Origin of the sequence: Campylobacter concisus (assembly GCF_015230015.1) — a bacterium.
GTDB classification, from domain to species: Bacteria; Campylobacterota; Campylobacteria; order Campylobacterales; family Campylobacteraceae; genus Campylobacter_A; species Campylobacter_A concisus_AF.
Window position 1 is genome coordinate 16098 of record NZ_JAAKZC010000009.1, and the last position, 11969, is coordinate 28066.

Annotated in this window: 12 protein-coding genes; 2 read left to right on the plus strand and 10 right to left on the minus strand. The window is 38.9% G+C overall.

Annotated elements, in window-relative coordinates; translation table 11 throughout:
* Positions 1 to 44 precede the first annotated feature (44 nt).
* On the plus strand, positions 45 to 767 hold the full coding sequence (locus tag G6W42_RS06075; protein ID WP_002942758.1) for a plasminogen-binding N-terminal domain-containing protein: 723 nt from the start codon (positions 45 to 47) through the stop codon (positions 765 to 767).
* A 3-nt stretch (positions 768 to 770) separates the two neighbouring features.
* Complete coding sequence (locus tag G6W42_RS06080) at positions 771 to 1592, plus strand: YihY family inner membrane protein (protein WP_002942744.1); 822 nt, start codon at positions 771 to 773, stop codon at positions 1590 to 1592.
* Between the two features lie 74 nt (positions 1593 to 1666).
* Here G6W42_RS06080 and G6W42_RS06085 read toward each other — a convergent pair whose 3' ends face one another.
* The 10 genes from G6W42_RS06085 to rseP all read right to left on the minus strand — a co-directional run bounded on the left by G6W42_RS06085 (position 1667) and on the right by rseP (position 11929).
* Positions 1667 to 2692, minus strand: coding sequence for a hypothetical protein (locus G6W42_RS06085; RefSeq protein ID WP_194173326.1), 1026 nt, complete (start codon positions 2690 to 2692; stop codon positions 1667 to 1669).
* On the minus strand, positions 2679 to 3395 hold the full coding sequence (locus G6W42_RS06090; protein ID WP_194173327.1) for a metallophosphoesterase: 717 nt from the start codon (positions 3393 to 3395) through the stop codon (positions 2679 to 2681). Before G6W42_RS06090 ends, G6W42_RS06085 begins: the two co-directional genes overlap by 14 nt.
* Before the next feature lie 126 nt (positions 3396 to 3521).
* The gene (locus G6W42_RS06095; RefSeq protein WP_194173328.1) at positions 3522 to 4997 is read right to left on the minus strand and encodes an aldehyde dehydrogenase family protein; all 1476 of its coding nucleotides are present in this window, start codon (positions 4995 to 4997) and stop codon (positions 3522 to 3524) included.
* A gap of 126 nt (positions 4998 to 5123) precedes the next feature.
* Positions 5124 to 6293 carry a sensor histidine kinase gene (locus tag G6W42_RS06100; protein ID WP_194173329.1) on the minus strand — a complete coding sequence of 390 codons (1170 nt, stop codon included), beginning with the start codon at positions 6291 to 6293 and terminating at the stop codon, positions 5124 to 5126.
* Positions 6286 to 6948, minus strand: a complete 663-nt coding sequence (locus tag G6W42_RS06105) for a response regulator transcription factor (RefSeq protein ID WP_194173330.1) — start codon at positions 6946 to 6948, stop codon at positions 6286 to 6288. The genes G6W42_RS06100 and G6W42_RS06105 overlap by 8 nt, the downstream gene beginning before the upstream one ends.
* 9 nt (positions 6949 to 6957) lie before the next feature.
* Positions 6958 to 7266: a hypothetical protein gene (locus tag G6W42_RS06110; protein WP_194173331.1), complete on the minus strand. Its 309-nt coding sequence runs from the start codon at positions 7264 to 7266 to the stop codon at positions 6958 to 6960.
* A 62-nt stretch (positions 7267 to 7328) separates the two neighbouring features.
* Positions 7329 to 8234 (minus strand): AEC family transporter, encoded by a 906-nt coding sequence (locus tag G6W42_RS06115; protein WP_194173332.1) that lies wholly within the window; start codon positions 8232 to 8234, stop codon positions 7329 to 7331.
* Between the two features lie 94 nt (positions 8235 to 8328).
* Complete coding sequence (locus G6W42_RS06120) at positions 8329 to 10089, minus strand: response regulator (protein ID WP_194173333.1); 1761 nt, start codon at positions 10087 to 10089, stop codon at positions 8329 to 8331.
* Between the two features lie 95 nt (positions 10090 to 10184).
* Positions 10185 to 10823, minus strand: a complete 639-nt coding sequence (locus tag G6W42_RS06125) for a YggS family pyridoxal phosphate-dependent enzyme (protein WP_194173334.1) — start codon at positions 10821 to 10823, stop codon at positions 10185 to 10187.
* The gene (rseP, locus tag G6W42_RS06130; RefSeq protein ID WP_194173335.1) at positions 10820 to 11929 is read right to left on the minus strand and encodes an RIP metalloprotease RseP; all 1110 of its coding nucleotides are present in this window, start codon (positions 11927 to 11929) and stop codon (positions 10820 to 10822) included. Before rseP ends, G6W42_RS06125 begins: the two co-directional genes overlap by 4 nt.
* Positions 11930 to 11969 lie beyond the last annotated feature (40 nt).

The following is an 11969-nucleotide window of genomic DNA, read 5'->3' on the forward strand; positions in this document are numbered from 1 at the left end:
TTTAGGCTATAATCGCTCTAAAAATTTAAACTTAGGAGATATTTTTGAAACGTATAATCGTGATTTTATCGCTGTTTTTTGGCTTTGCTTTTGGGGCTGATTTTTCTTTAAACGAGTATAGAACTCCTCTTATTAGCGTCGAGAGTGACGGCACAGCAACGATAGTTGATAGTCCTGAAATTTTGATCGGATCAAGCGGCGTCGTGCTTCATAAATTTGACACTGATAGCTCTATCATCGCAAGAGTGAGCGTTGTCTCTAAAAATGCTGGCTTTGCGAAGGTTAGATTTGAGGTGTTTGACCTACTCGAGCAAAAGGCTCTTCCACTCCCTGGCATCGCACCTGCAAGTGGCGATATAGTCGTGCTAAACTACCTTTATAACCGCTCGCTAATCGTCGTGCCAAATAAAGAAATTTATGAAGAGGTTTTGGGCGCATTTCCTAATATGATATTTATCCATCCAGACCTTGTTGGAGCATACTTAAGCTACGAATACAAGCCAAATCCAAGCAGAGACGACTTTAGAAAGATGTGCGCTCAAAGTGCAGCTGGTCTTATCTTTGTAGCGATGGATGGCAGAAGCGTTTTTGCTGATTGCCAAAGCTTTAAGGTGCTAAAAGAGTTTAAAACTGGCGAAGTTGAGTATTACCAACTACCATTTTATACAAGAGTTAGCGACATAGATACTGTGTTTTGGAAGTTAAATAGCGAGCACATCAACAACTACGATGCTCACTACGAAAAACTTTTTGAAGAAGATAACTGATAAATGAGCCGTTTGTCCTTAAGCAAGAGCGATTTAAAGAGTGGTTTAAATTTGCTAGCTGCTCTTAAGGACAAAGAGCTCTTTCACTACGCAGCAAGCCTTAGTTTTCACACGATCTTATCGATCATACCTATACTTCTTATATCGTTTTCTATCTTTACAAAACTGCCTAGCTTTGAGGATTATTACGCCAAAATTCAAGACTTTGTCTTCTCAGCTCTTCTGCCAAGCAATCAAGAGATCATCTCAAACTATCTACAAAATTTCCTCCAAAATAGCGGAAATTTAGGCATAGTTGGCTTTGTGGCGATGATATTTACTTCGGCTATGTTTTTTAGTGATTATGAATACGTAGTCTTAAAAGTGACAAGAGCTAGCAAGGCTAGGGGATTTTGGTCGGCACTTAGCTCGTACTGGACGCTCATCACGCTTGCGCCACTCGGACTTGCTGGCAGTTTTTACCTCTCAAGCCTTGTGCAAGAGATGCTAAACTCGACTAAATTTACAAGCTGGATAAATTTCTTAAGCATAGTGCCATATCTCATCATTTGGGTGATATTTTGTGTCACATATCTCATCTCAGTAAATGACGAGATAAAATTTAAAAGCGCGTTTTTTAGCTCGTTTGCCGCCTCACTCGTTTGGTATCTTGGCAAGTCAGCCTTTGTCTATTACGTCCTTTACAACAAGACCTATTTAAGCGTCTATGGCTCATTTTCAGCCGTGCTTTTCTTCTTTGTCTGGATCTACATCTCGTGGATCATCTTTTTATATGGGCTTAAATTTTGCGCCTATCTCTCAAACAGCTCTAAATTTAAAGGATAAATTTATTGCCAGCTGGCTATTTTAAATTTACCAGCTAGCAGAGTATGTAATATTTTACGTGAAATTTTATGTATCTAGCGTTTAAATTCGCAAATTTCTATCTTGATATCAAGCTCTTTGCTAAATTTACTAACAGCCTTTTCAAGCTCGTCTTTATCAAAGCATATAAGATCAACATAAGAGTGCTTAGTGCCAGTAGCTGCGCCCATGCTCTCGCAAAAAGTACTACCTTCTAGCTCATCTTCTATCTTATTTTTACTATCAACGCCAAACTGCACGTCGCCGCCGTGATACAATACTAAAAAGCAGAAATTTATACCAAGCTCGTAGGCTTCATTATAGATATCGCTTTTGCCGTCATAGTACTCATTTAGTAGCGAGGTTAGGCTAGTATAGCCCATAAATACATCATCTCTTAGTGCATCTGAGCGGGGTTCAAGCTCATAAAAGCTAAACTGCTTTAGCGGTTCGCTTGATGCCTCTTTGCCAAATTTATCATCTATAAGATCGGCAAAGTCGGTAAGCGCGACACCTTTTTCTCTTGCTTCATCCACGATCTCAAAGTCGCCAAGCGTGTTTATCATTGCTGTCTCGCCAACAACGTTGTCGCAAAGTATAAAAGCTAGTGTGTAGGCTTTATTTTCATCTTCGCTTTTTAGCTTGCTTAAAGTCTCGTTGTATAGGCACATATCCACGCTTTTTTCTTCAAAATTTGCATAGACCATGACCTCGTTTGCATCAACACTCACGCCATACATCTGTATAGTTGCTACTTCGCGTGGTGCACGTGGTTTGCCAAGCGTGCAAGTAAGTTTTGCTTCAAGCTCTTTTGGCATGCGTGATTTGATAAATTTGAGCCAAAAAAGCCTATATTTCATCCCTTCTGGAGTGAGCACTAGATCGATCTTGTCATTAACAAGACCTATCATAAAGGTTGGATCGACTAAACATAAATTTAGTGCCTCTTCAGTCATTTTGCTCGCTGTTTCGTAGTTTTTATCCTCTAAATTACGCTTGATGACGTCTAAATTTTTACCAAGTTCGCTCCAAAATTTATCAACCCTGCTAGCAAAGCTAGAACTCTTTTTAGAAAACCACATTTTTATCCTTTTTGTTAAAATTTTCAATATTTCTTTGCGTATAAATTTTCATCGATGGAAACTCTAGCGCACTTAGTTTGTCATAACCAACTTCATTAAAAACACAGCCTGTGTCGATATCTGCGCTATTTTTATAAAATTTCACCTCTCTTACTGGCGTGTGGCCATAGACGTTAAAGATGCCACTAACTTGCATCTCGTCGCCTCTGCCTGAGAGCAGGTGCCTTTTAAACTCTTCGCTAGCATATTTGTCATTTCTTAGCTCCCACATATTGCCAACGGCTGAGTGAGAGACGACTAGATGCTCGCCATTTTGGGTTTTGTGCTCTTTAAATTCCAGATAAACTGGCCTGCTTTCTAAAAAATCCACATGCCTTTGCTTAAACTCTACGCTTTGTCCAAGATAAGATCTATATGTCGCTTCGCCGCCGTTTCCAAAAAACCAGCTCCTATCAAATGGCACTTTGTTGTTTAGAAATTCAAATTTATTGCTAAGCAGCCTTCGCTCGTGATTTCCCATTACCATTTTATAGTCATTTTGCATGATAAGCTCGACTACGTCGCAGCTAAAAAGCCCCCGATCTATCACGTCGCCAACAAAGCAAATCTGAGATTTTTCTTTGTTTGGAAACTGCTTGATAAGCTCTAAAAGAGTGTTAAAACAGCCGTGAACGTCGCCGATAATGTAAATTTGCTCGCTCAAATTTTCTCCTTTGTGCCAAATTTTAGTCTATTAAACTTAAAAATAAAGATTGTTAATTGCTGATAAATTTAGAAAGAAATTTTATTTATGAAATTTAAAGCAGTAGGGAGCCTAAGCCCCCTAAAATCATTGTGCGTAAAAGCCGCTAACTTTGCCTGTGAGGTCTATCATGATGTTTTTCATCTGAGTGTAGTGCTCAAGGATGATCTTGTGCGTCTCACGGCCGATACCTGAGTTTTTGTATCCGCCAAATGGGCTGCCTGCTGGGATTTGGTTGTAAGTGTTGATCCAGACCCTGCCAGTCTCCATAGACCTTGCAACGCGAAGTGCTTTTGTAATGTCTTGCGTGAAAATTCCGCCACCAAGGCCGTATTCGCTGTCATTTACCATTTTGATAAGCTCGGCTTCATCTTTAAATTTGATGACAACGCCAACTGGTCCAAAAATTTCTTCTTGAGCCACTCTCATATCATTTGTCACATCAACTAGCAGCGTTGGCTCGACAAATGCGCCCTTGTCGCAACCATTTGCGGTGTAGGCTTTGCCGCCGACTGCCACTTTTGCGCCTTCTTTTTTGCCGATCTCGACGTAGTTTAAAATTTGCTCAGCTTGTTTTTTATTGATTTGTGAGCCCATTTGAGTGCTAGGATCGAGCGGATCGCCAACTTTTATGGTGCTAAATTTCTTAACCGCAGCCTCTATAAATTTGTCATAAAAGCTCTCTTCTACGAAAATTCTCGATCCCGCGCAGCAAACTTGACCTTGGTTAAACAAAATGCCAAGCTGAAGGCCGTCAAGTGCCTTGTCTAAATTTGCGTCGCTAAAGAAGATATTTGCGCTCTTGCCACCAAGCTCCAGTGTGGCTGGGATGATACGGCGAGCCGCAGCTATGGCGATATCGCGGCCGATCTCGGTTGAGCCAGTAAATGCTAGCTTGTCAAGGCCTGGGTGGTTTTTGATCCACTCGCCGCTCTTGCTACCTCTGCCAGTTACTATATTTATCAAACCTTTTGGCAAAATTTTATCTATCAGCCTAAATAGCTCAAGCACGCTTAGGCTTGTCTCACTTGAAGGCTTAAACACGCTTGCGTCGCCTGCTGCGATCACTGGAGCTAGCTTCCAAGCTGCCATTAAAAATGGAAAATTCCAAGGCACGATCTGCCCCACGACGCCTATTGGCTCGCGCAAAACGATAGAGAGTTGTTTCTCGTCAAGCACATTAGCACTACCTTCTTCGCCCATGATAACGCCAGCAAAGTACCTAAAATGCTCGGCTGCAAAAGGGATATCGACATTTAGCGTCTCACGGATTGGCTTGCCGTTGTCCATGCTTTCAACTTTTGCGAGGTGCTCTTTGTGCTCATCGATGATATCAGCGATCTTGTTTAGCAGCTTTGCGCGCTCGCTAACTGTGGTGTGTTTAAATTTATTAAAAGCCTCACGTGCAGCGCGAACTGCGTCATTTACATCTTCTTCGGTAGCGTCAGCGATCTTTGTAAGGTGCTCGCCGTTTGCTGGATTTTTGGCATCAAGTGTAGCGCCATCTTTTGCGTCACGCCACTCACCATTTATGAAAAGCCCGTATTTTTCAAGTAGTTTCATACTTTTCTCCTTGATTAAGATTTTGTAAAAGGATTATAATATTAATAAAATTTATCAAAAATAAATTTTGGATATAAATTCTCTTTTTTAATAAATTTTATTATTTAAAGTAGGGTGATTTTAAATTTAACTCTGCCAAGAGAGCAAAAACGTAGTCTCGCCATCAAGTTCGCTTTGGCATTTTACGGAGATGTCATTTTTCTTGCAGCACTCTTTGACTAAATTTAGTCCTATGCCAAAGCCGCCTTGATCGTCGTTAAATCTCGTGTAGCGATCAAAAATTTTCATCTGCTGCTCTTTGCTTATGCCGCGTCCAGTGTTGCTTATGCTAAAGAAATTTGGCTCTAAAACGATGCTAACCTTTGAATTTGGCGCTGCGTATTTGGAGGCATTGCTAAGAAGGTTGTCTAAAATTTTACTCACATCCTCAAGGTCTGCGTTTATGAAGCTTGGCTTTAGGCTAGCCTCTATCTTAAGTCCGCGTTTGGCAAAAAATGGCGAGAAGTAGCTAAGTCTTTGCGTGGTTAGTAAATTTAGATCGATTAGCTCTTTTTTGCTTGGTTTATCTAGGTTAAAGCTTAGATGAACGAGCGCGTCATAGATGCTACCTAGGCTCTTTGCAGCAAGGCTGATGTTATTAAAGCGCTTTAAATTTCGCTCATTTAGGTTTTCAAGATCAGCCGTTTCTATGCTCATCGAGATGACGCTTAGGGGCGTGTTTATCTCGTGTGTTGAGTCTTTTATGAAGTGATTTAGCGTATCTATCTTTTCATAAAGTGGCTTTAGGCTCAGTTTTGCTAAGTAAAAGGCGATGAAAAGCAGTATAAAAAGGAAAAATATAGCATCCACAACGCATGAAATTACAAGGGATAAGATCTCTTTTTTGATGTCCTTGCCTACCAAAAATATCTCAGCGCTAGAAAGCTCATCTGTTATGTCGTTATCCATGCTTTGGATGTTTTCAAAGATCGTGACCTTGCCGTTTATCAAATTTATATTTTTTTCTTTATCTATATTTTCGCAGGCAAAGTCCTGATAAATTTTCGCTCCATTTTTTGAGATGATGCAGGCTTTTACCCCTTTTTCTTTTGTTAGGCTTGAAACCGAACTAAGACCATTTGTCCTTGCTTTCATATATATGCCCATCTTGATCTCTTTTAGGCTTTTTACCTCGTTTAAGATGAGTGCTTCTTTTTTATTTTGGTAGTCGTGTATAAAAAAATAGCTCAAAAATAGCACAGAGCTAACAAGATAGAGGGATAAAATTTTAAATAAAATTTGCGTCTTTTCAGACATAGATGTAGCCGTCTCCACGCTTGTTTAAAATGGCATCTTTGCCTAAAATTTGGCGTAAATTTTTGATATATACACGAAGGCTAAGCTCACTTGGCTCCTCGTCAAATTTCCAAATTTTATTAAAAATTTCATCTTTGGTTAAAATTTTGCCCTTGTTTTGCAAAAATAGGGCGAGCAGGTCGCTCTCTTTGCTCGAGATATTTACATTTTCGCCGTTTTTACTTAGAGTTTTGCTCTGTGGGTGAAAGCAAAGATCATCTAAAATTTTGATATCTTCGCCGTTTTGGTGTGAGAAATTTCTTTTTATGAGAGCTTGCATGCGGATAAGTAGCTCTTTTAGCTTAAATGGCTTTTTTAGATAGTCATCGCAGCCGCTTTTGTAGCCTTTTTCAAGGTCGTCTATGGTGTTTAGCGAGGTGGTAAATATGCTAGGTGTTGTGACGCCAAGCTCACGTAGCGATGAAAGTAGGGAGAAGCCGTCGCCTTGCGGGAGTTTGACGTCTAGTATAAGTAGGTCAAAATTTCGCTCGTATGCAAGATCTAGTGCGTCTTTGGCATTGTTTGTAGTGGTGACATCGTAACCATTTTCGCCCAGATACTCGCTTATTAGATCAAGTAAGGTTTCATCATCTTCAACGAGCAAAATTCTAACCATTAAGCACCTTTACATGCCTTTTTTCATTTCGTCTTTTTTCATGCCCATGTCGTCTTTTTTCATTTCGTCTTTCATGCCCATGTCGTCTTTTTTCATACCCATGTCATCTTTTTTCATTTCATCTTTCATACCCATGTCTTCTTTTTTCATCTCATCTTTTTTTATCATGGGTTTTTTAGCCATGTCATCTTTCATCATCTGCTCTTTCTTCATCATCTCGTCTTTACCCATGTCGTCTTTTTTCATCATTTCAGTAGCATTTGCAAGACCACCAAGCATAAACATAGCACCAAGTGCAACTAAGATTAACTTTTTCATAACGTCTCCTTTAAATGAAATATGATGAAATACTAGCCTCTTAGTGTGAAATAAGTGTGAATTTATGCAAATACAAAATAGATAACTGGAAGCGTGATAAATGAAAATAGCACGCCTATGGCGACTGACGAGATGGCTAATGAGCTATCAAGTCCAGCTTTTATGACCATTGCGCTTGCTAGGGCTGATGTTGGCATCGCACATTGAAAGAGACCAACGACCCAAGTTTTGCTCATCTGGATACCTGAGACTTTTAATATTATGAAAAATACGATAGCTGGCAAGATCATCTTGCACAAAAGCACGACGCTAACGCCTTTATATGAGCTTGTGATACTGCTAAAGTTAAGACCAACGCCGATCGCAAAAAGTGCGACTGGAGTGACGCTACCTTCAAACATCCTAAGTGGCGCAAAGATAAAATCTGGAAGTGGGACTTCTTTTAAGATAAGACCCATGATAAGCGCTATAAATGGTGGAAATTTTAAAATTTTCATTGTATTTTGAAACAATGAGACCTTCTCAGGCGCGGCAAAAGATAGGATGAGTGGTCCAAGGATCGAAAGTGGGATACCAGTGGCTATTTGATCGTAAAAGATGACCTCATTTACCATCTCGTCGCCAAAGAAGCCCTGAATGACAGGCATACCGACAAATAGGGTGTTACCAAAAAGGCTTAGCATGACCATACTGACGGTTGTTATTTTGGTAAATTTAAAAACCTTACCTATGACAAATGCCAAAGCAGCGCTAATGGCGGTTGAGGCAAAGCCGATTAAGATCGTGTTTATAAGCGAGGCATCGACATTTACGTGGTAAATTTTATCAAAGATTAGCGCAGGCATTGCAAAACAAAGGACAAAATCCACAAATGGGATCGAGTGCTTTTGCTCAACAATGCCGGCTTTTTTAGCAAAAAAACCAGTTGCGATTATGAAAAATATTGCAAAAAGTGGTGTGAAATTCATAGCAGTCTCTTTTAAGTTTGGAATTTACAGAAAATTGATTATATGCCCCAAAAGATTAAATTACAATAAACTTTTTTGGATTTTACTCTTAAATTTAAACCCTAGCATCAACCTTTTTGTAAAATTTATCTCTCTCATCTATCTTTTCTTTATTTTTTAGATCGTTTTCAAGGTAGCTGATATTATAAATTTCTCTTACAGATATGCTTTTGCCACTATTTAGGCTGATTAAAAATTTACTTTCAAATTTATTTGATAGGTTGATGATAGCGATCGCTCCAGCATCTTTTAGGCTTGTGATCTTGCCATTTTGCATGACGCCGATATCTTTGAAATTTAGGCTATTTAGCTGTGCATTATCCATCTTTTTCGCCTCTAAATTTACGCTAGTTTTTAGCTCGCTTGGCGTATTTAGTTTGCCAGTGTCATTGTAAAGATCATTTACGTCTAGTTCTCTGCCGCTATCAAATTTTAGTCTTATTGTGCCATCTTGATTTAGCTTCATAGATATGACGCTATCGCTATCTCGCAGTGCAGTGGCAGCTGTGGCTTCATTTGATGCAAAAGCCTTTTTTACCTTTTTTAAATTTGAGATACTAAAATCAAGCCCAGTTGCTTGCTTAAATTCATTTTCCATTGCGATCATCTTGGCTGATTTTGTATCTTCAAGCTTTGATATGTAAGCGTCCGCATTATCGTCAAATTTCTTTAAATTAGCGCTAAGATTTTCTATCGTCTTTTCATGTGCATCAAGCTCAGCGTTGTAGTCATTATAAAATTTCATAAAACTATCTTTTTGAAATTTTGTATATGAGAAATTTTCATCTTTTTTGTGCTCTTTGCTTGGCTCGACGATCGGGTTAAACTCGCTTAGTCTTGCGCTCTCATCAAAACCTATTTTTGTGTAAGCGAAATTTTTAAAAGAGCTATCCTTGCCAAAGATATTATTGTGCCTTAGATCGACCCAGCCGTCATTTTGAGCATATTTTTTAAAGAAATTATTTATATCATTTTTGCCTATCTTTTCATATCTATTTTCTGCAGCAAACAAGGTATTTGGATCTGAGGCATAGTAGGAGTGTCTGTGATCGATCTCTTTTGTATCTACGTAAAGATCGGGGCTATTTGTGATTATTGCTTTGTGGTTTAGCTCTTCTCTTGTTATTTGGTTGTGATTTATGACATTTGTGCTGATAAACTGCCTAAGATCAACTCTAGCCGTGACATCACTTAAATTTGCTATTTTTTCATTTCCGTCTTTGTCGTATCCTCTTACTTTTAGCTTGTCAAAGAGCATATCTTTTTGATCTAGTGTGCCGTCATTATTGCTATCAAAGCTAAAAAGTGCGCTATTATTTTCTAGCTTTCCAACGCCTAGCGTGTCGTTATCGCCATAAATGTCTAAAAAGACTTCCACTTCGCCATAATTTGTTTTTAGAGTGTTTGAGTGGGCGTAGTCGTTTAAATTTTTAAATTTTGTATTTTCTAAGTAGCCACTTTTTAAAACAGGTAGCATGCTAGCATCATCTGTGGCATTTATATTTTTAAAGTAGGCGTTTTTGTTAAAGCTGTTAGAAAGTTCGTCTGAGTAAATCTTATTGTTGCTGTTTATTAAATTTTGCGCGTAATCTTTTAAAATTTCTTCTGCTTTTTGTATTGCTAGATGTTTGTTGTATTCTTTGATATCAGCTTCAGTTATGTAGATGGTATCTGTTTTATTTGCTTCATAAAGCTCGTTAAACTGGCTTAAATTTACTTTTGAGCTATTTTGATCGCCATGATTTGAAAATCTTTTGGAGAGATTTTGCAAATCATCTAAATTTATAAAATCATATTTTTGCAGTGCAACATTCATCTAAAATCCTTTTAAAGATGTTGCACTTAATATCGGCTAAATTTATAAATTATTTAAATAAACTGATCTTGCCTCTATAAAAGAGGCAAATTTATTTATAGATAGAGCATCGTCCCAAGGCGGATCATATTTGAGCCACATTTTATCGCTAGTTCGAAGTCGCTACTCATGCCCATCGAGCAGATGCTTGCGCCTTTTGGTTTTAGACTCTCATAAATTTTATATGTTAGTTCAAAGCTTTTTTGCACCTCTTTTGGCTCATCCACATGCGCTCCGATGCTCATCACGCCTTTTAAATTTATATTTTTACACTCGTTTTGGATGCGCTCATAAATTTCAGTCGCATTTGCCACGCTCACACCTTGCTTTGTATCTTCATCAGCCGAGTTTATCTGAAGTAGCGTATCTAGCTTGTAGCTAAGCCTTTTATCGACCTCCACGGCTTTTTCGAAGCTATCGCAGCTTTGCCAAAGCACCGGCTTTAGGCTTATCATTTGATTGATTTTATTGTTTTGCAGACGTCCGATCATGTGCCATTTAATGTCAGTGAAATTTTGTAGTTCTAGCTCTTTTTTGGCTAGCTCTTGGACTCTGTTTTCGCCAAAATTTCTCTGCCCTTGTGCGTAAAGCTCCCTTACTTCAGTGCATGTGACATTTTTGCTAACGGCAACTAGCGTCACGTCTTTGCTTAAATTTTCGATCTTTTCAAGCAGCTCTTTTAAAACTATCATCATAAACCTCCGCTTAATCTCATAATGTCATTAAATGTCGCAAGCACCATGATGCCAAGCAGTAGCGCCCAGCCGCAGTAGGTGAGCACGACCAGCACCCTCTCATTTACCTCGCGTCTAAAAACAAGCTCATATAGGTTAAAAAGTATATGGCCGCCGTCGAGTGCTGGGATAGGGAATAAATTTAATACGCCTAAATTTACTGAGATGAGTGCCGTGATGAGAAGCAGCACGCTAAGGCTTATCTGAGCGGCTTTTGATGTGACATCGGCGATTTGCAGGATACCGCCAACCTCTTTTGGTGATATGTCTCCAATGATTAGCTTTTCAAAGCTTTTAAAGATGAGTTTTGAAGCCTCGATCGTCTCGCCAAAGGCAAATTTTAGGCTCTCTAAACCTGTGTGATAAATTTTTATCACTTCGCCGTTTGACTTAATGCCGATTAGCGGTTGCTGGATCTTTTCATTAAATATATTTATCGTCTCGCCTATCTTTGGTGTTAAATTTATGCTTAAAATTGAGCCGTTTCTATCTATTAAAATGGTACTAGGCTTGAGTTTTACATTTTTGCTGATCTCATCCCACTCATTTATTTTTACGCCATTTATCTCTAAAATTTTATCGTTTTTAACTAGTCCAGCACTCTCAGCAGCCGAGCCTTTAACTATATAGCCAATACTTGGCGCTTGTTTTTCAATTCCGATAAATCCAAGCAAAATGTATATGAAAAATGCCAAGATAAAGTTAAAAAATGGTCCTGCAAAGAGGATGTAAATGCGCTTTATAGGGCTTAGCACGTTGTAGCTGTCAGCATCGTAGTTTTTAGCCTTTGGGTCGGTGTCATCTTGCCCTTTTAGCTGCACGTATCCGCCAAGTGGAATAGCGCTTAGGCAGTAGTCGGTGCCGCCAACGTTTTTGGTGCAAATTTTCTCGCCAAAGCCGATGCTAAAGGTATTTACTTTGACGCCTAGCGATCTTGCTGCCAAAAAGTGACCAAGCTCGTGAAAAAATATGAGAAAACTAATGGCTAAAACGGTCACTAAAAAATAAAACGAATACGCATAAAGCCCAAGGCAAAGCAGGGCCAGCGTGAAGAAAATGCCTTTCAAAACTTACCTTTTTTTGAAAAAATTGATGAGATTTTAGCTA

Excerpts from the sequence above, each read along its gene's own strand:
- G6W42_RS06080 (WP_002942744.1), top strand. The coding sequence starts at position 771 with ATGAGCCGTTTGTCCTTAAGCAAGAGCGATTTAAAGAGTGGTTTAAAT.
- G6W42_RS06085 (WP_194173326.1), bottom strand. The coding sequence starts at position 2,692 with ATGTGGTTTTCTAAAAAGAGTTCTAGCTTTGCTAGCAGGGTTGATAAA.
- G6W42_RS06095 (WP_194173328.1), bottom strand. The coding sequence starts at position 4,997 with ATGAAACTACTTGAAAAATACGGGCTTTTCATAAATGGTGAGTGGCGT.
- G6W42_RS06100 (WP_194173329.1), bottom strand. The coding sequence starts at position 6,293 with ATGTCTGAAAAGACGCAAATTTTATTTAAAATTTTATCCCTCTATCTT.
- G6W42_RS06105 (WP_194173330.1), bottom strand. The coding sequence starts at position 6,948 with ATGGTTAGAATTTTGCTCGTTGAAGATGATGAAACCTTACTTGATCTA.
- G6W42_RS06110 (WP_194173331.1), bottom strand. The coding sequence starts at position 7,266 with ATGAAAAAGTTAATCTTAGTTGCACTTGGTGCTATGTTTATGCTTGGT.
- G6W42_RS06115 (WP_194173332.1), bottom strand. The coding sequence starts at position 8,234 with ATGAATTTCACACCACTTTTTGCAATATTTTTCATAATCGCAACTGGT.
- G6W42_RS06120 (WP_194173333.1), bottom strand. The coding sequence starts at position 10,089 with ATGAATGTTGCACTGCAAAAATATGATTTTATAAATTTAGATGATTTG.
- G6W42_RS06125 (WP_194173334.1), bottom strand. The coding sequence starts at position 10,823 with ATGATGATAGTTTTAAAAGAGCTGCTTGAAAAGATCGAAAATTTAAGC.